The 21,886-nt window shown below is 45.8% G+C and carries 13 protein-coding genes and 1 tRNA gene; 10 read left to right on the forward strand and 4 right to left on the reverse strand.

Annotated features, from left to right (window positions below; genetic code table 11):
* Positions 1-308 (forward strand): hypothetical protein (locus F0364_RS29005; protein WP_207632746.1); only part of this gene is annotated, 308 nt, incomplete at its 5' end.
* A gap of 61 nt (positions 309-369) precedes the next feature.
* Positions 370-981, forward strand: a complete 612-nt coding sequence (locus F0364_RS17970; RefSeq protein ID WP_153798607.1) for a hypothetical protein — start codon at positions 370-372, stop codon at positions 979-981.
* A gap of 412 nt (positions 982-1,393) precedes the next feature.
* Here the strand turns inward: F0364_RS17970 and cobA are convergent, their stop codons facing one another.
* Positions 1,394-2,170, reverse strand: a complete 777-nt coding sequence (cobA, locus tag F0364_RS17975; protein ID WP_153799192.1) for a uroporphyrinogen-III C-methyltransferase — start codon at positions 2,168-2,170, stop codon at positions 1,394-1,396.
* A 190-nt stretch (positions 2,171-2,360) separates the two neighbouring features.
* On the opposite strand from cobA, the gene nirB reads away from it, so the two are divergent.
* From nirB to F0364_RS18005, 6 genes are all read left to right on the forward strand, one after another.
* Positions 2,361-4,874: a nitrite reductase large subunit NirB gene (nirB, locus tag F0364_RS17980; RefSeq protein ID WP_153799193.1), complete on the forward strand. Its 2,514-nt coding sequence runs from the start codon at positions 2,361-2,363 to the stop codon at positions 4,872-4,874.
* 287 nt (positions 4,875-5,161) lie between these two features.
* On the forward strand, positions 5,162-5,587 hold the full coding sequence (gene nirD, locus F0364_RS17985) for a nitrite reductase small subunit NirD (protein ID WP_153799194.1): 426 nt from the start codon (positions 5,162-5,164) through the stop codon (positions 5,585-5,587).
* Positions 5,588-5,898: 311 nt separating this feature from the next.
* Complete coding sequence (locus F0364_RS17990; RefSeq protein ID WP_153799195.1) at positions 5,899-7,245, forward strand: alginate export family protein; 1,347 nt, start codon at positions 5,899-5,901, stop codon at positions 7,243-7,245.
* A gap of 102 nt (positions 7,246-7,347) precedes the next feature.
* Positions 7,348-8,640, forward strand: coding sequence for an MFS transporter (locus F0364_RS17995; RefSeq protein ID WP_153799196.1), 1,293 nt, complete (start codon positions 7,348-7,350; stop codon positions 8,638-8,640).
* A gap of 288 nt (positions 8,641-8,928) precedes the next feature.
* On the forward strand, positions 8,929-12,492 hold the full coding sequence (locus tag F0364_RS18000) for a nitrate reductase (RefSeq protein ID WP_153799197.1): 3,564 nt from the start codon (positions 8,929-8,931) through the stop codon (positions 12,490-12,492).
* A gap of 642 nt (positions 12,493-13,134) precedes the next feature.
* Complete coding sequence (locus tag F0364_RS18005) at positions 13,135-14,628, forward strand: rubredoxin (protein WP_207632747.1); 1,494 nt, start codon at positions 13,135-13,137, stop codon at positions 14,626-14,628.
* Between the two features lie 9 nt (positions 14,629-14,637).
* On the opposite strand, the gene F0364_RS18010 is transcribed toward F0364_RS18005, so the two are convergent.
* Together F0364_RS18010 and F0364_RS18015 are read right to left on the reverse strand one after the other, a co-directional pair.
* On the reverse strand, positions 14,638-15,519 hold the full coding sequence (locus tag F0364_RS18010) for a hypothetical protein (RefSeq protein WP_153799199.1): 882 nt from the start codon (positions 15,517-15,519) through the stop codon (positions 14,638-14,640).
* 151 nt (positions 15,520-15,670) lie between these two features.
* A complete protein-coding gene (locus F0364_RS18015) occupies positions 15,671-20,026 on the reverse strand; it encodes a PAS domain S-box protein (protein WP_153799200.1) in 4,356 nt (1,451 codons plus the stop codon).
* A gap of 359 nt (positions 20,027-20,385) precedes the next feature.
* Here F0364_RS18015 and F0364_RS18020 point away from each other — a divergent pair, with 359 nt between their 5' ends.
* Positions 20,386-21,027 carry a matrixin family metalloprotease gene (locus F0364_RS18020; RefSeq protein ID WP_153799201.1) on the forward strand — a complete coding sequence of 214 codons (642 nt, stop codon included), beginning with the start codon at positions 20,386-20,388 and terminating at the stop codon, positions 21,025-21,027.
* A 285-nt stretch (positions 21,028-21,312) separates the two neighbouring features.
* Positions 21,313-21,383: transfer RNA gene (locus F0364_RS18025), tRNA-Gln, on the forward strand.
* Between the two features lie 214 nt (positions 21,384-21,597).
* Here F0364_RS18025 and F0364_RS18030 read toward each other — a convergent pair.
* The gene (locus F0364_RS18030; protein WP_153799202.1) at positions 21,598-21,822 is read right to left on the reverse strand and encodes a hypothetical protein; all 225 of its coding nucleotides are present in this window, start codon (positions 21,820-21,822) and stop codon (positions 21,598-21,600) included.
* Positions 21,823-21,886: the final 64 nt, after the last annotated feature.

The following is a 21,886-nucleotide window of genomic DNA, read 5'->3' on the forward strand; positions in this document are numbered from 1 at the left end:
TGCAAACCTACGAACACCTGCAGATAACACTGATGCAACTCAGGAGATTGCAGCATCATTACGATGGCCGGCATGTTTTGGCCATTGACCCGCACAGGATACAATCAGCAACCCGGCGTACAATGCCCCACAAAAAGAAAAGACCGGATGAACCGGGGCATAAAATGATGCAGACCTTTTTTTGCGTGGATGCATTCAGCGGCCAGCCCCTGGCTTTTACGCTTGGCTCCTCCGGCAAAAACTGCAGCCCTGCCACCCTGCAACTGGCCGATATAATTGAACAGGGTGGGCCTTTTTATAGCCGATAAGGAGCACTTCACACAGGAGGTGGGTGATTATTTTTGTCAGCACCCAACATTTGACATATTAATGCCGGCACCTGCAATTAAAAAAATTACAGGCCGCCTGGAGCACCTGCAATACAAACCCCTGTGGGCAGGATATGCACTGGCCTGCACAGACTTTGCCTTTGACAACAGTCCCCATACTCTGAAATTATTGGTACAACGCCAGGGAGAGCGGGAGGATGCCTATAATTACAAACCATTCTTAACTACCTCCAGCCAGACAGCCCTCGAATTGGTTACCCAAATATTCCCGCAACGGTGGACAATAGAAGAATTCTTCAACTTTAACGGGGATATAGGATGGAACAGGGCCTCCACCTTTAACCTCAATATAAAATATGGAAAACAAACCCTGGCACTCATAGCACAGGCTGCCACCCACCAACTCAAAAACAAATTGCCCGATAACTACAAAAAATGGACAGCAGCGCATACAGCACAACAGGTACTCACTAACATGGAAGGGGATATCAGGGTGGAAAATGACACCATCATTGTAACCTACTACAGAGACCATGAAGCACTGCAGCTACGAAACCATTATGAAAACATAGCCCAGCGGCTTGAAGCAGAAAATGTCAACCCAAAAATCCCATGGCTCTTTGATTATAAATTAGACTTTAGATTTAAATAACTAAAATCAATTAGTACAATAAAAAAGCTGAAACTTCAGAACCATGAAAAACCGTCGCTGGTATCAAAAAAAATGCTTGAAATAATATAGCCGGGCAGGATGGCGACAGTACCTATCTTATACAAAAGCTGCCGGTAGAAACCGGCAGCGTGTAGAGAAACCAAACACTATATATCTATCTAACTACCACTAAAACATGTAATATAGATGGCCGGGGCGTTCCGGCGGGTTTACATTTACACAATACATACGTTGGCGATGCAATTATAGATTACCCGGCCCTTGTTAAAGTAGTGAGTACGTAGGTGTAACACCCGGGGTTGTCTGTAAAACAGATTTACGGGTAATGTTTCTACACGCGGTGCATACAATACCAGGTAAAAGTTCAACGGGTTTTGCTCAGTTCAGCTTTTTAAAAAAAAGGTTGGCTATAATGATTGGCTACAGCAGCGCCCAGGTTTTCTTTTAACGGGCCCGGATTTAGCCTTACCACCTCCCCTACCAATATGATGGCCGGGTTACCCAACCCAGCATATTGGGCCCGGAAAGCGATATCCCTGACGGTTCCGGTTACCATTTTAGCCTGCGGAGTGGTGCCATCTTGTATGATAGCTACAGGGGTTTCGGCCCTGCCTTCTGCCGCAAATAAATCCATAATGGCTTCCAGCTTACTCATGGCCATTAATATAACAACGGTAGCGGATGATTTTGCAGCCAGCTTTATATCAGGCGATATCCCGCCGCTCTGGGTGGTGCCGGTAGTAACCCAAAAGCTTTCATTAATGCCACGGCAGGTTAAAGGTATCATATGAGATGCCGGAACAGCCAGCGCACTGGAAATACCCGGTATTACTTCCACCTCTATGCCGGCTTCCCTTGCCGCATCTATTTCTTCCTGCGCCCGGCCAAAAACAAAGGGGTCTCCCCCCTTCAGTCTTACCACATGGCCGTGGCTATAAGCATGTTCTACAATAAGGTGATTGATTTCCTGTTGTGAAAGTGCATGGCAGCCATAACGTTTACCCACAAATTGCTTAATGGCCCCGGGAGAAGCATACTCCAGTAAAGCTTCGTTTGCCAGCGCATCATATAACACAACAGCGGCGTTTTTAATGGTGCGGATAGCTTTTAGGGTAATTAGCTCCGGGTCTCCCGGGCCTGCACCTACCAAAGAAAGAAGCTTTTTCATATTACATTTATAATTATATTACTTAAATCATATTTTCATTTCAAATTTAAAAAATATTTCCGTAATTTTATGACATAAACAATAAATTAAACATTAAATCTGCCAGTTTAAAACTTTCTTTTATTGTATATATTTTTTTACAATACGACTGCTTGCCATCATTCTTACATTAACCAATAAAATATTACAGATGAAACTTGTAATAATCGGTAATGGAATGGTCGGCTATAAATTCTGCGAGAAACTGCTTACTAAAACCGAGGCGCAGAAATTTGATATAACCGTTTTCGGCGAAGAAACACGCCCCGCTTACGACCGTGTTCACCTGAGCGAATATTTTGCGGGCAAATCAGCCGACGACCTGGCGATGGCGCCTACTGACTGGTATGCTTCCCATAATATTAAACTACACCTGGGAGACCCGGTTACCCATATTGACCGGGAAAACAAACAGGTAACCTCTCATCTTGGCATAACACTTAGTTATGATTACCTGGTACTGGCCACCGGTTCATCCGCTTTTGTTCCGCCTATACCAGGCGTGGAAAAAGAAGGTGTGTTTATCTACCGCACCATTGAAGACCTGGAGTTAATGACCGCCTATGCCAAAAAAGCCAGGAAAGGCGCTGTTATCGGCGGTGGGCTTTTAGGTCTTGAAGCAGCCAAAGCCATGATTGACCTGGGTATTACCGATACGCACGTTATTGAGTTTGCCCCCAGGCTAATGCCCCGCCAGATTGACGAGGCCGGCTCTAAAATCCTGCAGCGCAAACTGGAAAGCCTCGGATTAAAGATTTTCACCAATAAAAATACCTCTTCGATTGTAGGCCATCCTCACATCTCAGCCATGGAGTTTACCGATGGTTCCAGCATCGCCGTTGACATGCTCGTTATCTCTGCCGGCATAAAGCCCAGGGATGAACTTGCCAGGCAATGCGGGCTGGAAACCGGTAACCGCGGCGGCATTGTGGTTAACAACCACATGCAAACCAGCGACCCGGCCATCTTCGCCATTGGCGAATGTGCCCTTTACAAAGGCATGATATATGGCCTGGTTGCGCCTGGTTATGCCATGGCCGATGCGGCAATAGCTAAAATCATTTCCCTGGATACCCCCTCAGGGGATGGGGGTTTTACCGGCTATGACATGAGCACCAAGCTTAAACTTATTGGCGTAGATGTAGCCAGTTTTGGCGACCCTTTCATTTCCGGCGATGACTGCCGCACAGTAGTTTTTGAAGACACTGTGAAAGGCATCTATAAACGCATCAACGTATCGGCCGACGGTAAACATTTGCTGGGCGGCATTTTGATAGGCGATGCCGAAGCCTATAACATGCTTTTACAAACCTGCAAAAACAAAGTAGTGCTGCCACCTAACCCGGAAGATGTAATACTTGGCTCACGTGGGGGCAGCGAGGCGGATGCCGGCGCCGGCGTGGCAGGTCTTCCCGGCGATGCGCTTATCTGCAGTTGCGAAAGCATTACCAAAGATGCCATTTGCAATGCTGTAACAGCTAACGGCTGCGAAACCGTTGACAGTATTAAAAAATGTACCAAAGCGGGCACCGGTTGTGGCGGCTGTGTACCGATGATTAAAGACCTGGTGCTGCACACCATGAAAGCGCAGGGTAAATATGTACGCAACGTTTTGTGCGAACACTTCAGTTATTCAAGGCAGGAACTGTACGACCTGGTGAAGCTGAAACAATTAACCTCTTACGATGAAGTGCTGGATACTGTTGGCCACGGCGATGGCTGCGAAATATGCAAACCGGCCATAAGCTCTATATTGGCCAGCCTGTGGAATGACATGATCCTGAAAAAAGGCAATGATACCGCGCAGGACAGCAACGACCGCTACCTGGCCAACATACAAAAAGGTGGTACTTACTCTGTAGTGCCACGCATACCCGGTGGTGAGATTACCCCAGACAAATTGATTGTTATTGGCGAAGTAGCTAAAAAATACCACCTGTATACCAAGATAACCGGTGGCCAGCGCATTGATTTATTCGGCGCCCACCTCTCCGACCTGCCCGACATTTGGTCTGAACTTATCGCCGGAGGTTTTGAAAGCGGCCATGCCTATGGCAAAGCATTGCGCACTGTAAAAAGCTGTGTGGGCAGCACCTGGTGCCGTTTTGGCCTGCACGACAGCGTAAGCTTCGCTATACGGATAGAAGAACGTTACCGCGGCCTTCGTGCGCCGCACAAGTTGAAATCCGCCGTTTCCGGCTGCATCCGCGAATGCGCAGAAGCACAATCCAAAGACTTTGGTATCATCGCTACAGAAAAAGGCTGGAACCTGTATGTGTGCGGTAACGGAGGCTCCAAACCGCAGCATGCGTTGCTGCTGGCTACTGACCTTGACAGCGAAACCTGCATACAATACATAGACCGTTTTTTGATGTTCTATATTAAAACGGCTGACCCGCTTACACGAACTGCTACCTGGCTTAATAAAATGGAGGGCGGCATTAACTACCTGCGCAACGTAGTGGTAAACGATAGCCTGGGCATCGCTGGGCAATTGGAAGCAGAAATGCAATTGCTGGTTGACAACTACAAATGCGAATGGAAAGAAGTAGTAGAAACACCCGAACTGCGCAAACGCTTCAACCATTTTGTAAATGCACCTGCGGAGAAAGACCCAACCATCGCATTTGACGATATGAGGGGACAGAAGAAAGCGAAGTGGTAATTCTTTGGCGAGTGGAAAATGGGGAGTAGCGAGTAGGAAGTACAGGGTTTCAGCTTGAAATTTTCTGAACACCTCTTCAGGGGATGGGGGTTTTTGAGCCCAACGACAATACAAGCATGCAACCCAGTTGTGTCACTCACTTGTACGTTCTGAACGCTACGCAGCAAATCCGTCTCCGTAACAACATCGCTCTTTGATGAACTAAATTATAGCCCGGCATTGCAGGTTCTGGACAAACAGGCAATACCAACGGGTACAAAGAGATTTAACACTTAAAACTTGCATTCATGAACAACACACAAGTATTGCATCCTGCTCATGAACCGGATGCAACAAAACATTCTACCGGCTACCATCCTTCAGGAGATGGGGGTAGCTGGTTCGCCGCATGCGCCGTACATGATGTTCCTGACAATGGCGGCGTATGCGTAAAATACGGCGAAGAACAAATAGCCCTCTTTAAATTCAGCCGCCGAGGCGAATGGTACGCATCTCAAAATCTTTGCCCGCATAAACAACAGATGGCATTAAGCCGCGGTATGATAGGCTCTCACAACAGCGAACCCAAAGTAGCCTGTCCTTTCCACAAAAAAACTTTCTCCCTCAAAACCGGCGAATGCCTTAGCGGCGATGAGTGCAGCATCAAAACTTACCCGGTAAAGATTGAAAATGACCTGGTGTACATCGGAATTACCGCTGGTGGCAATGATTGAAAAGAGGTAACGATTTGAAACAAAGCCAGGCGTTTTTAATACCCGCTTAAATGCCGCCCAAAGATGGGAACGATGAACGGATTGCGACGCAACAGGCGATGCTATGAAATACTGACGCTGGTATCCAAAAATAAAAGGTGGGAAAATCTCGATCAATTAATAATCAAAAAAGAAGATTTTTCTCCATTCGAAGCTTCCTAACTCCCCCTTTAGGGGGTTGGGAGGTAAAAGCCCGGCAGGTGGCAGCCTAACCGGACTTTTGAAGGTTTTAAATAGATAGTCATTCACACTTAAAACCCAGTCAAATATAAATGAAAAATACATTTATAAAAATTTCAATATATGCGCTTGGCAGCATAGCAGCCACACAGCAGCTAAAGGCGCAGTTAACCATCGGCGCACAGTTGCGCACCCGCACCGAATACCGTGACGGGCAGGGCTCGCCCCTCTCCAAAGAGACCAAACCGGCCATCTTTACTTCGCAAAGAACAAGAGTATCCTTAGCCTACAATATGTACCGCTTAAAGTTTGGCGTAACCGCGCAGGATGTACGTGTATGGGGGCAGGATGTTTCTACCATTAACCGCACCACCACACAAGACAACAATGCCCTTATGCTGCACGAAGCCTGGGCAGAAATTTTATTAACTGATACAACACTTAAAAACAAAGCATTAAGCTTAAAAATAGGCCGCCAGGAATTGGTGTACGATGACCAGCGCCTGATAGGCAACCTGGACTGGCTGCAACAGGCACGCCGCCACGATGCAGCAGTATTGAAGTACGAAACACCCTTGCTTACGCTGCATGCAGGCGCTGCTTTTAACCAAAACAAAGAAAACGCATCGGGCACAGTATACAACAGCACTGTTCCCGGCAATTACGCTGCAACCACTAACGGTGGCACTATGTATAAAAGCATGGAGTTTTTGTATGCGGCAAGGAAGCTGAAGAAAGGCATCGTTTCATTCTTGTTCTTTGCCGACCAGTTCAGTAAATTTCATAACGATACCATCAACAGCGTTCCATCCAAAACTTTTATGCCCGGTACCTGGGGCAGGGCCACCACAGGATTTTACCTTAACAACAGTTTCAGCAAACTAAATGTAACCGCTTCGGCCTATTACCAGTTTGGCAAAACAGCGGCAGGACAAAAGCTAAACGCAGGGTTGCTGAGCGGACTATTAAAGTATTCATTCAATAAAAAGTTTAGCGCCGGCCCGGGTATTGATTATACCACCGGCGGCAGCAGCGGCGCTACCAGCAACACGTTTGACCCTTTGTATGGCACACCGCATAAGTTTTGGGGGCTGATGGATTATTTCTATGCCGCAAACGGCTTCGGCAAAGGCGGCCTTGTGGATTATTATGTCAAAACAAAATTCAAAGCATCAGACAAGTTCTGGCTTACCGCTGATATACACCAGTTCAGCAGCGCGGCCAAAGTACCTGCAGCAGGCGAAGACAACAAAAAGAAAAGCTTCGGCACCGAGCTGGACATAGTAGGCCAATACAGCCTTACCAAACAGGTAAGTTTTGAAGCAGGCTACAGCCATTTTGCCTCCACCTCTTTATTGTCATCGGCCAATGTAAAAAATATAGCCAACGCACAGGGCGGTAATAACTGGGCTTACCTGATGATTAACGTAAAACTGTAACCTCCCCCCCGAAGGGGAGCCAGGAAGCCCATATTATTCACCAGCCTCCATAACACCCCTTTAGGGGATGGGGGCACCATTCACCACTCACAATTCACCACCATGTCACAACAATTAACCAAACTAAATATATTCAGCCTCAAGGGTGTTCAAATGAAAACCTTTCACACCACCTGGCTCATGTTCTTTGTATGCTTTTTCGGGTGGTTTGGCCTGGCGCCGTTAATGCCCACCATACGCGAAGACCTGCACCTTACCAAAGCGCAGGTAGGTAACCTTATTATAGTTTCTGTTTCTTCCACCATTATTGCAAGGCTTGTTATTGGCAAACTGTGCGATACCTGGGGGCCACGCATAACAGCGGTACGGTTGTTACTCATCGGCTCGCTGCCCGTATTCCTGGTAGGCCTGTCAAAAGATTACACAACGTTCCTGCTGTTCCGCGCCGCCATCGGAATCATCGGCGCTTCTTTTGTCATTACACAGTTTCATACCTCCATCATGTTCGCACCCAATATTAAAGGCACGGCCAATGCCGTGGCAGGCGGCTGGGGCAACCTGGGCGGCGGCATTACCAACATGCTGATGCCCGTAATATTCGCCACCATAGTAGGTTTCGGTTACACCAAAGCCGAAGCCTGGCGCTATGCCATGATTATACCGGGCCTGATGATGCTGTTTGTAGCATGGCTGTATTACCGCTTTACCAAAGACACACCCGAAGGCAACTACAAAGAAATTGGCAAAACAAAAGCCGCTGCGCAAAAAACAGATTGGTCAGTTTTAAAAGACTGGCGGATATGGGCGTTAACCCTGGCCTATGCCATGTGCTTTGGTATGGAAATAACTTTTGACAATGTAGCCTCGCTGCATTTTGTAGATACGTTTAAACTGTCACAATCAACAGCGGGTTTATGGGCGGGCGTGTTTGGCTTTATGAACATTTTTGCCAGGGCGCTGGGCGGCATTGTATCAGACAAGGTGGGCAAACGTTTTGGCATGCGTGGCAAAGGTTTGCTACTGGCCGGCGTACTGCTGCTGGAAGGTATCGGCCTGCTCATTTTCGCACAGGCAGGCACGCTGGGCGTGGCCATCATATCCATGCTCACTTTCGCGTTATTCCTTAAAATGGCCAATGGTGCTACGTATGGTATCACGCCTTTTATAAACGATAAAAATGTTGGGCTCATCAGTGGCATTGTTGGGGCAGGCGGCAATGTAGGCGGTATGTTGTTCGGCTTCCTGTTCAAATCTCAAAGCATCACGTATGCACAGGCGTTTACTTATATCGGCTTTATCGTAATGGCCGTTGCAGGCATTGTATTGGTAACAAGATTTGTTAAGCCTGTGGCCGTAGCAAAAATGCAGCATGGTGCGGAAATGGCGGCAGCATAAACGCCATAAAAAGTGAAATACAATTATGTACTTAGCTGCATTACTACTATTAGGCTTCTGTTGTGTCACTCACTTGTACTGCAGCAATTCTACTCACCAACTGCTGCAGTAGCCTGCCCTGAGCAAAACGAAGGGATCTGTACTTTATTCAGCAAGGTGCAGCAACCCGCATATGTCATAGCAAACTAAACGGATAAGCTTTGAGCGACTTCAATAAAAATCAAGAGGCTATCAAACTCACCCTTTAGGGGGCCGGGTGTATTCGCAGACAAACTAAACAGATAAACTTTGAGCGACTTCGGTAAAAATCAAGAGGCTAACAAGCTCCCCCTTCAGGGGGCCGGGGGGTACCGTACCACCTGTTGTTATTGCGGTGTAGGGTGCGGGGTTGTTGTGCACAAAGACCGCGACGGCAAATTAAGCGTTGAAGGAGACAAAGACCATCCTGTAAACCGCGGCATGCTCTGCAGCAAAGGCATGAACCTGCATTACACCGTAATGGACAAAAGCGACCGGTTGCTATACCCTGAAATGCGCTACAACAAAAACATGCCGAAGCAAAGGGTAAGCTGGGATGCGGCCCTGGAAAGAACAGTTGCCGTGTTTAAAACGCTGATTGATAAATACGGCCCCGATTCAGTTGCGTTTTATGCTTCCGGCCAATGCCTTACCGAAGAATATTATGTAATTAATAAACTGATCAAAGGTTTTATAGGTAGCAATAACATAGATACCAATTCGAGGCTTTGCATGAGCAGCGCGGTAGCAGCCTACAAAATGAGCCTGGGGGAAGACAGTGTTCCGGTTGTTTATGACGACATTGAACTAACGGACTGCATTTTTGTGGCCGGCGCCAACCCGGCGTGGTGCCACCCTGTTTTATGGCGAAGGGTTGAAGCCGCCAAAGCAGCCAACCCACACCTGAAGATAATCGTTAGCGACCCACGCAAAACGCAAACCTGCGCCAATGCAGATGTACACCTGCAGCTAAGGCCGGGTACGGATATAATACTGCACCACGCCATAGGAAGGGTATTGATTGAGAATGGAGATATTGACATTCACTTTATCAAACAGCATGCAGAAGGTTTTGAAGCCTACCGCGATAAGGTTATGCAGCGCGGTATTGCCGAAGCAGCAGCCATTTGCGATGTACCGGAACAATTGATTTACGAGGCCGCAGAACATATTGGCAACGCCGGTGGCTTTATAACCATGTGGACGATGGGCTTAAACCAGAGCGTAGTGGGTGTAAACAAAAACCTAAGCCTCATTAACCTTAACCTGGTAACCGGCAAGATTGGCAAGCCCGGCAGCGGGCCACTTTCTTTAACCGGCCAGCCTAATGCCATGGGTGGCCGTGAAGTTGGCGGCCTTAGCAACCTGTTGCCTGCACACCGCAACCTGAACAATGAAGAAGACCGCTTGTATGTTCAGCAGTTCTGGAAAAGCAATCCCCTTTCGGCAAAGCCTGGTTATACCGCAACAGAAATTTTTGAAGCGCTGAACGATGGCCGGCTGAAAGCAATATGGATTATGGGCACCAACCCGCTGGTTAGTTTGCCTGATGTACGTATGGCCGAAGCGGCCCTTCAAAAGGCAAAGTTTGTGGTAGTGCAGGAAGTGAGCAACAGGGCAGAAACCCTGCGGTATGCCGACGTAGTATTACCTGCCGCTGCCTGGGCTGAGAAGGAAGGCACCATGACCAATGCGGAAAGAAGGATAACACACCTTAGCAAAATAACTGAAGCACCGGGAGAAGCTTTGCCTGACGCGGAAATTATTTGCCGCTTTGCCCAAATGATGGGCTTTGATGGCTTTGATTACAAACAGCCATCAGATATTTACGCCGAACACTGCCGCTTAACCGAAGGCACACATATTGACATCAGCGGTTTGAGCTACGAATTGCTGAAACAAAAAAGAAGTGTTCAGTGGCCATACACAAAAAACGAACACAACAACAGCACAAAACGTTTATTTGAAGACCACAGGTTTTATACGTCGTCCGCTAAAGCTGTAATTCATGCGGTTGACGATAGTAATCAGTCAGAACCGCTAACCAACAACCTGCCTTTAATATTAACCACCGGCCGCATACGGGACCAATGGCATACCATGAGCAAGACCGGCAAGGTGAACAAACTGAAGCAACATATTGCCAACTCATTCCTGGAAATACACCCTGATGATGCAGGCAAAAGAAACATACACGAGAACGACCTGGTTGAAGTAACCAATGCGAGAGGCAATGTAAGAGTAAAAGCAAAGCTTACGGAAGACATTAAACCCGGCGTTGTGTTTTTACCCATGCATTGGGGAAAGATTTTAAACAACGATTTAAACAGGGCCAACAATTTAACCAACAATCTTGTTGACCCTGTATCTAAAGAACCTGATTTTAAGTTTTCCGCGGTAGAGGTAAAGCGTTATCAAAAGCCCAAACAAAAAATAGTGGTGATTGGAGCCGGTGCCGGGGCTTGCGGCTTTGTAAGAAGTTACAGGGCGCTGAATACTGAAGATGAAATTGTGGTCTTCAGCAAAGAGAACTTTCCGTTTTACAACAGGGTAATGCTGCCGGATTATATCAGCGGTGTACAGCAGTGGGAACAACTGGTGAAGATGACTGACCGTGAAGAATATGAACTGAACATTACTTTACACCGGGGTGTTAGCGTTGAGCATGTAGACAGAGCAAACAAACAGGTTACCGACAGCAACGGCAGCGTACATAGTTATGATATACTGCTGATGGCCACGGGCAGCCGTGCAGCGCCCCTACGGGATATGCCACCGTTACCCGGCATATTTACCATGCGCAGCAGGCCGGATGCGGATGCGTTTAAACGGCATGTTAACCCGGCCAATGGCAAAGTAATTATTGTGGGCGGGGGCCTGCTGGGTATTGAATTGGCTGCATCGTTACGTGAAGTGAATGTGGAAGTAACCGTTATACAGCGCATATCCCGCCTGATGGACAGGCAGCTTGACCCATTGGGCAGCCAGTTATTGCACGAAGAACTCACCGACAAGGGTATTGACATTTACTACAATGACGAAATTGAACGCTTTTTGGGCAATACACAAATAGAGGGCATACGCTTAAAAAGCGGGCTGCTGATCAATTGCCAGGCGGTTGTGGTGGCTATTGGAACAGTTGCCAATATTGAACTGGCGAAAGCCTGCGGGCTGGATTGCAAACGGGGTGTTGTAGTGGATGAATACCTGCAAACCAGCGACCCGGATATTTTCGCTATTGGAGAGATTGCGGAATTCAAAGGGTTTCTTTACGGCATTACGGCTGCGGCTGAACAGCAGGCGGAAATTGTGGCGCAATACCTGAACGGGGATATTGCAAAATATTATGAGGGCTCTTTGCTGATGAACATTTTAAAGATGCATGGCACAGACCTTTGCTCACTCGGCATAACCCAATGCCCTGATGACCCGGCCTATGAAGAAGTGGTGTTTATTGACAAAGCCAAACGCTACTACAAAAAATGCATCATACACAACGACAGGCTTGTAGGCGCCATACTGATTGGCGACAAAAGTGAGTTCCTGGAGTTTCGTGACCTGATACAAAACAGGATGGAGCTAAGTGAAAAGCGTTTGCTGTTATTGCGTTCGGGCAAAAAGGCTGAACCCGTAATTGGCAAGCTGGTATGTAGCTGCGGCAGCGTGGGCGAAGGCAATATTGAAAATAAAATAAAAGCAGGTTGCATTGAGTTAAAAGCACTGTGCCAGGCCAGCGGCGCAGGAATGGGCTGCGGAAGTTGTCGCCCGGAAGTACAGGCTATCCTGGAGAAACACATGGGCAAGTACGAAGTTAGAAATACGAAGTACTTGTAAATATGTAAGATGTTTGATGTGGGATGTACGATGTAACAAGTACGAAGTTTGAAGTACGAAGTACCTTTTTTATGTAAGATGTTTGATGTGGGATGTACGATGTAAACAAAGTACGATTTACGAAGTACGAAGTACCTTTCTTATGTAAAGTGTTCGATGTGAGATGTACGATGTAACAGGTACGAAGTTTGAAGTACGAAGTACCTTTTTTATGTAAGATGTTTTATGTGAGATGTACGATGTAAACAAAGTACGATTTACGAAGTACGAAGTACCTTTCTTATGTAAAGTGTTCGATGTGAGATGTACGATGTAACAGGTACGAAGTTTGAAGTACGAAGTACCTTTTTTATGTAAGATGTTTTATGTGAGATGTACGATGTAAACAAAGTACGATTTACGAAGTACGAAGTACCTTTCTTATGTAAAGTGTTTGATGTGAGATGTGCGATGCAACAAGTACGAAGTTTGAAGTACGAAGTACCTTTATGTAAAGTGTTTGATGTGGGATTTACGATGTATAGCTGCAAACTGGCTATCTACGCTTAGATAAAAGCTGAATAAAGAACAAGGCGTACAAGAGTGCGACGCAACGGAGGCCTCATGGTAGTTCATCCAGCCGGGCCCAAAAAAATTTTGAACATGAAAGATTATTCAATCATTAAAATCAATTTTCCCGGCGGTATTATATCACCGGGAAATTTGTACAACATATTAGTGGCGGCGGGTAAAGCAAGCGTACAACAGGTTAGGTTTGGGCTGCGGCAACAATTGCTGGCAGAAGTAGCAGCGCCGGACATGCCCGTATTTACCGCAGAACTGGCAAGCCTTGGCATACACTACGAGACAGATGCGGACAAATATCCCAACATATTAAGCTCCTACCCTGCCGCGGCCATTTTAAGTACACATGGCTGGCTTACGGAAGGCATTTATAAGGATGTGCTGGACATGATGGGGACGCCGCCAATTCTGAAGATAAATCTTTGTGATGCCAACCAGAGTTTTACGCCATTGCTTACCGGCAATATTAACTGGGTATCATCTCCCCAACCGCATTTCTGGCATTTATTTATCAGGTTTCCTAAAACAAATACGGTGTATGAATGGAGGGACTTGATATATACGAATGATGTGGCAAGGATGTCGAAACATATTGAAGAGCTGATATTGCAATGTGCAGCTTTATTTTATGATAACCCGGATGCAAGTGGCGATGATTTATACAATATGGTACAAAGAGAAAATTACATAAGTAAGCAGGCAGAAAAACCTGTTGCAATGCCTGTTTTTAACCTGCCGTATTACGAAGGGCTTAACCGGTACTACGATAAATACTGGCTGGGCATTTACAGGCGAGATGAATTGTATGACACAGAATTTTTGAAAGCCCTATGTATACTTTGCCTGGAAACAAGGATAGGGTTGTTATGCGCTACACCCTGGAAATCACTTATTATAAAAAACATAGAAGAGAAAGACCGGATATTATGGAACAACCTGCTTACCAAATTCCAGGTTAATGTACGGCACGCGGCCAACGAACTCAACTTCCAGGTAGAAGATAACTGCAATGAAGGGCTGGCCCTTAAAAGGCTGCTGGTAAAGCACTTGAATGATAATGATACCAGGACCTCGGGCATTTGCATTGGTATTAAAACAAGAAGCAAAAGTGAAATTTTCAGCAGCATTCTTGTAAAGCGCAGGGCATTGCTTAAGATTGGGCGGCTTGAATTATTTTACGTGTATGATATTCTGTGTGCACATGACTTTAACCCGAACGAAAGAACAGCAATGGCTTTTAGCAAAGGAAACCCCAAAGCATTGCTGCCGGAACAATTGAGAAGAGCTATACTGGCCGCCTGCAACCAACAGGGTAAGAACATTAACCTTGCAGAAAAAAGAGCTGCAGCAAAGAAACAAAAGACAATTACCGATAAAGTTAACCGGCAACGAACGGTACATCAATGCATGCATTGTCTTACAGTGTACGATGAGGCGTTTGGGGAGCCCGATAACAATATACTGCCGGGAACTGCTTTTAACACAATAGCTGAGTCTTATCAATGTCCTTTATGTGAAGCGGAGAAGAGTAATTTTAAGGAAATAACAGTTGAAGAGACGGCAATTGCTTAATGAAATTTACTACAGTGTTCTCTTGCCAGACCATGTGCCTTTCAATGCGTCTGCCTTATTCTCCCACTGGCCGGCACATGTGTTGTTATTTAGTTTTCCGGTAAATGTGGCCCCGGAACTGGCGGTACCGGAAATATTGTTACCATTGATGGTACCATCAACAAGATAAGACTGGTTAAACCTTCCCGACTTTGAAAGACCGGTAATGATATTGCCCTGAATAAGCGCCGTAAAAGGCCCAAAATCATTACCCGCTATGCTGCCTTCAAAACACCTTACCAATTGCGAGGATGTTTCTTTTTTTACGATAACACTTATTTCGGGATGATCATCAATAGAAAGGCTGGCCGTGGGATTAGTGCCGTTTGCGTTTACATTGAAATACAACGAGCTGAATTTACCCGAAAAGTAGGCGCCTGTTATGTCCTGGCCATCCTGCACTGAACTTGTAGTTATTAAAGTGTCTTGTTTGTTGTCAAGCGTTACAAAGGCAGCTATTACACCAGGGGTATTGCCAACAGCAATCTTTACAGTTCCGGATGAGCCAACAAAAACGCCTTTATAAATACCGAAAGAAGAATTGTTGAATGAAGCTTTAGCTTCCGGCGTTTTTGCCAGCATTGTATCCGCTACAGACCCTGTGATTTTTAATGAAACACCTGCTTTAACTGTAACGCTATGCTCTTGGGGGTAAAGCGCAATGCAAACTGCGTCTGCATCAACTATCAAATCATAGTCAAGAAAAACAACACTGTTAGCGGAAGGGATAGTTGCATTGCCCCAAGTGGAAGCATCGCTCCAATTGCCTTGCTTAACATTTCTTACTGTGTCCTGGGCAGTCGTCAGTCCGGCAATACCCAATAGCATGGCTAACACAAAAAAGAATCTCATGGTGTTTACAGAGGTTGATATGTTTTGAAATAAAGTTTACCGGCAGCGTATGCAGGTTTAGGGCTTAACAAAGTTTATTGGAGCAAGTAATTTGCTAATATAATCATGAAATAGAGAAAGGCAGCAAGCAAGGTTAAAAAAATTGGCAAGGTTAATTCAGGTTCGCCATACCGGCGCCGTTAATATGCTGTAAAACAACATCAGCCTCTGCTTTAATATCATCCAGTAACTCCGTGGCGGCAGTTACATTAAATACATGCATTGTTTCGAGTAAGCGGGCCAGGTGCGCCAGTTCATCCATACCAGCCACCAGCGCTGTACCTTTTAACTTATGCGCCGCGGCATTTAGTGCCGGCAGGTTATTTTGTGACAATGCTTCCTGCAGTTCAACCAATGACAATGACAGTTCTTCCCTGGAAAGCTGCAGAAATTCATCAAGGGCTTCCATATTATTATCAAGAAACGCTACTACCTGGTTTAAGTTAAAATGCCGCTTTTCTTTTTCTAAGGTAACTGCTTCAACCGGCGCCGTTTCCTTTGCATATACCCACTTATCCAGCACCTGCAGCAAATGCTCTTCTACAAAAGGCTTTGTAATAAAATCATTCATCCCCGCTTCCAGGCAACGCTCCTTCTCCCCTTTTACATTACCGGCTGTTAAAGCTATAATGGGCACATGCGTATGTTGTTGCATAAGCCGCAGGTTACGGGTTGCCTCGTAGCCGTTCATTTCCGGCATTTGTATATCCATAAAAATAATATCAGGCTTTACCAGCCTGCAATGGGCCAATGCATCGTTGCCATTACGGGCTTCCAGTATAACAGCCTGCGGAACGGCTCTCTTAACAATAGTTTTTGCCAGCAGCATGTTAACGCTGTTGTCTTCCGCTATCAGCACGGTTATATCATGCTTCTGTGTTGCTTTTTTGTTGCTGGTCTTTGCTTCAAAGCCCTTCGTCCCTTTTAGGGATACGTTAGAAAGCGCTTTGAACAGTTCCTGCATCTTAACAGGTTTCGCTATGCGGGTATTTATCTTCAGTTCTTCACAGCACTTTATCATTTTTTCATCATCGGCAGAACTATATAAAAGTATAACGTTGGTGGCCGATACAGGCCCTGAAAAATTCTCTCTTATTTTACGGGTAGTCTCCAGGCCATCCAGGTGCGGCATGTGGTAGTCCATAAAGATGGCATCAAAACTTTCACCGCCAGCCAGCAGGTTAAGGGCGTCAAACCCGTTACGTGCCTCTACGGAAGTAATGTTTTTAAGCAGCAGCATCTCCTTTAAAATGTAACGGTTGTTATCGTTATCATCTACAATCAAAACGTGCTTAACTGCGCCTTCGTCCTGCCAGTTAACAGCTTCGCCATGCGCAGTTTTTACCTTTAAATCAAAATAAAACCGGCTGCCATACCCCGGCCTGCTTTCCAGCCTCATGCGGCTGCCCATAAGCCCCAGCAACTTGTTGGAAATGGTTAAACCCAGGCCCGTGCCGCCATACTTGCGGGTGGTAGAAGCATCCTCCTGCAAAAAAGCCTCAAAAATCTTGTCCTGTTTTTCTGCCGGTATGCCAATACCGGAATCCAGCACTTCAAAACGCAGCACTGCCTCTTCCGGAGAATGCTGATTAATTATATCAATCTTCAGCTCTATTTCACCTTTTTCGGTAAACTTAATGGCATTGCCCAGCAGGTTTATCAACACCTGTTTAAGCCTTATCTCGTCGGCCCAGATAAACCGGGGAAGGCCCGGCGGTACATGCAGCAAAAGTTCCAGGTTTTTCTGCTGTGCCTGGTAACTGATGATATCCGTGGCCTGGCTGGCCATTTCATGCAGGTCGCACTTGCTTATGTCCAGTTCCAGTTTACCCGCTTCAATTTTAGAGAAATCAAGTATGTCGTTAATAATATTCAGCAATGCGTTGGCAGACTGGTTAACAATAGAAAGGTATTGCTTCTGTGTATCGGTAAGGGCGGTTTTCAGCACCAGGTCTGTAAAGCCAATAACGCCGTTAAGCGGCGTACGTATTTCATGGCTCATATTAGCCAGGAATTCTGATTTGGCAATGCTCGCCTGCTCGGCATTGTACTTGGCCTTGCGTAATTCTTCCCGTTGCAGGCAAACCTGTGTTATATCCTGGGTAAACATCATAATGCCGCCAACAGTGCCATCATACTGGTACCAGGGCCTTACCTCCCAACGCAGGTATTGATCCTGCTGCCAGCCCGGCGGCCGCCATATATCTTCATCATTGGTTTCCACTACGCCATCCAGGCAGCGCTGGTGTATGGCTTTCCACTCCTGCGTTATGTTTGGAAACACTTCGTAATGAGAACGGCCAATCAACTCCTTCCCTTCCAGCCTGTATTCTTCCACCCATCGTTTGCTTACTGCCACGTAATTAATATCCCTGTCAAACATGGCTACGGCCGCAGGGGCATGGTCCACAAAAGCCAATAACCTGGAGCGTTCTACGGACAAAGCATGCTCTGCCTTGCGCCGTTGTGTAATATCTGTGGCTATGCCCAGGTAACCAATAATACATTCATTAATATCCCTTATAGGCGTTACCACCAGCGATACGGTACAACGTGAACCATCTTTTCTTATAAACGTCCAGGTTCTTTTATCAGAGCCGCAAATTTCAGATTTATGCACAAACACCCGGTAACCTTCTACAGGTGTATTGAATTCTTCGGTAAGCGCTATGCCAGCCAGCCGTACCTCCTCCGCATCGTGTATTATTTCCGGGGTTTGCTTACCTACCATTTCTTCGGCGGTATAACCCAGCAATCTTTCCGCCCCTTTGTTAAAAACGGTAATAATGCCATCAGTGCGGGATGCAATAATACTTACCTCGGAAGCCGATTGCAGCACATCATTAAACAATTTGCGTGAATGTATAATTTCAAGTTCCGCCTTCTTCTTATCATTAATGTCCTGCAGGGTGCCATACAACCTTTTGCAAATGCCATTCTCCATGCCTGGGTTCCCTTGAGCCCTTACCCATATTTCCCGGCCCTTTGCAGTAACAATCTGCAACTCGAGATCCCAGGGCTTACCTTCTGTTACTGCGGCATGCAGGGCTTGCTTAATCTTGTCCCTGCTATCACCGTGGTTATAAAAATTCAATGCTGTTTCCAGTTCTGGCACAAAGTCTTCTTCAACTTCATGTATGGCACGTGTGGTGGCAGACCAATATATCTTTTGCCTGGTTAAATCAAATTCCCAACCACCCACTTTGGCAACCTTACTCGTTTGCTCCAGCATCTCTTTGGTTTTTGTAAGGTCTTTTTCCAAAAAGTGCCGCTCGGTTATATCTATGGCATTGCCTATTACATAACTTTTACCATCTGCATTCTTTTCAATAACATTATTAAACATCCATATTTTGGGTGTGCCGTTTTTATGCCGGGTATACATAACGCCGGATACTTTGCCCGCAACTGCTATTTCCCGGAGATAAGCGTCAAGAAAAGTATGTTGCTTTGCAGGAACTATATCGTACAGGCTCATACTCAGCACCTCTTCTACCGTGTAGCCCAGCATACCCGCGCCGGCAATGTTTACAGAAATAAACCTCCCGTCAAGGTCGTGGGTGCACATAAGGCCCTGGGAGTTTTCAAAGAAAGATTTCAGGCTGTTCTCGCTGCTTTTTAATTGCTGCTCTCTTGCTTTATCCGCGGATATATCTCGTGCAATAGCGAAAAAGTTGCCCGAAGCAGGCTCTGGCGAAGCAGTCCATTGCAGCGATTTATAAGTACCCTGCCTGGTGCGTATGCGGTTGGTGAAATTGATAATAGAACTGCCCGAAGTAAGCTTGGCCACCTCTTTAAGTGTGCTTACCACATCTTCTTTATGAACCAGCTCAAAAAGGGAAGTTTTCAGCAAAAAAGATTCATCCCAGCCAAGTACAGCCTGGAAAGCCGGATTTACCTTACTAAAAAAACCATCCGCGCCGGCAATACATACCAAATCCCTGGAAACCTGGAAAAGCCTATCAAAGTGCCTGATTTCATCTTTCTGCTCCTGCTGCAATACAGACTGCACCAGTTGAGCGGCCAGCAGTTGCAACGTTTTTTCCTGCTTGTCGGTAAGCCTTCCCGGTACTTCATCTGCCAGACATAACACCCCCAGAACATCACCCTGTGGATGTATAAGCGGGTAGGCCGCGAAAAATTGGATAGAGGGCTTTCCGTGTACAAACGATATCCTCCTGCATTCAGGATTGCGGTCTATATGCTCAACCTGGATAACAGCGCCAGTGTTAACAGCTTCCTCGCAAAGCATGCTTGCCAATTCTTCACCACATGTATCCAGAACAACATCAAAGTGTACCCATTCGTTATCCCGGCTTTTTGTAGAAATAAATGAGGAGGAAACGTTGCAGCTTAAGCGTGCCAGTTCGGTAATGTTACCATACTCCGCACTGTTAAGCAGCTTAAGGGTTTCATTGTTACACACAAGGCTGGTGTTTTCAGCCGGTTCTTCGGTTAATGTACGCATGGATATTGTATTATCAAATTAGCAGCTCAATCATTGAAGCCATGCTTTCAAAAGGCGGGTCAGCTATCAAAAGGTACAAAAAACCTGGTAAAACACTTTACAAAGAGAGATAATTAATAACAGAGCTTTTATTAAAATTGGGTTGAAATCAATTAAAATACTCTCATGGCGTACAGCCCACGTCCACAATGTCTTTTTTATGGGCCCGGCATTGGTTTTTCATGGTATCGTCCGTTGCGTCGCACTCTTGTACCTCCGGTTCTTTGTGGCAGCTTTTAAGCGGGTATTAAAAAGCTTTGTATTTTGTTTAGCTTTCTTCAGCAAGACTTAAAGCATATCTTCTCCATCAAATTGCATGAATGAAAAAGCTGTACACATTTTTAGCAACTGTTACTTTCTTGTCTTCATGTCAAAAGCATGCTTCCATTTCCCTGGCTAAAGAAAATACCCGCCAGGTAATAGCCATACAACCTTTGGAATATTACGACCCGGCAGAACTGGCTTTTCTCCAAAAAAGGTTAAGCAGTACATTTAAAATACGTGTCAGCATCCTGTCTCCTGTTACTATTCCTTCTACATTCATCAATCGTTGGGTTGATGCCTGTTCCGCAGATTCTTTGTTACAATACCTGAAAACATTTGCAAAAGACAGCATAGCTGAAGTAATTGGCCTAACGCACAAAGACTTATATGTTACCCGCGAAATGAAAGCCGATTCATCCGGCAAGCAGGTATCGTTTACAACTACAAGAAGCATTTTTGGACTGGGTTATATTAACGGCAACACCTGCATTATCTCCGATTATAAATTAACCACACCGGATACTGCCCTGTTACATAACAGGCTGATAAAAGTGACCTTGCATGAACTTGGCCATAACCTGGGCCTGGGTCATTGTCCCGAAACCGGCTGCCTTATGTCTGAAACCAACGGAAACATGGCTATGCTTAATAAAGCAGGCAGCAATTACTGCAACAGGTGCAGGAAGAAATTACGGTAACATGAATTGTTTAAACTGGGTACCTGCTATAGTGTAAGCACAATTAAAACCTGCCTTGGGCTGCGTTTTTGTTGCCGCATAGCGAATCTAACCGTACAAGAGTGCGACGCAAGGGACGCCACATACTAGTACCTCCTGCCGGGCCCATAAATATTCTCGCAATAACCACTATAATGCAGTAAAACCAATTGCAAAATAGTTAGTCGCCAGGCATACCGGTTAACAAACGCAAAAAAATTTTGTTTCCTATACTGTACCTCCTATTTTTGCACCCCGATTGAGAATTGGCCAATGGTGTAATGGTAACACAGCAGATTTTGGTTCTGTTATTCTTGGTTCGAGTCCAGGTTGGCCAACACGGGTTACGGGATAATGCAGTTAAATGTGTTATCCCGTTTTTTATTCATTAATAGTAACGTTGCTTACTTTTTTCCAACGCAAATTTTATCCTTTACGTTCTTAAAGCGGTTGATTTCGTACCCGTGAAGTTGGATGCAGCAGTATTGTGCTGACAGGTTTTAGTGCCAGGAAAACAGTGTGTTACAAGATTGGAAAAATTGAAAGATGCAGTTAATCATGCACCAGGGCAACAGACATAAACATCCTGTCAAACGCAAGCATGGCCAGTTCGGGGGTTTCGGCATACACCACTATATTAGGATGCTCCCCGGAAATGTGGCTGGCACACCATTCGTCGCCATGTTTGAAGATAGATGGCTTTAGTAATTGTACGGAATCCGGAACAGGTATAACGCTGTACTCCAGGTGAAAATGTTGGATGAATTGAGCAGGCATTTCAATGGATTTAGCAAACGTTAGGAAATCTGGTTTTTCGGACGCTTCATTTGGCAAATCAGCG

The sequence above is a fragment of the Foetidibacter luteolus genome (genome assembly GCF_009650435.1).
GTDB lineage: Bacteria > Bacteroidota > Bacteroidia > Chitinophagales > Chitinophagaceae > Foetidibacter > Foetidibacter luteolus.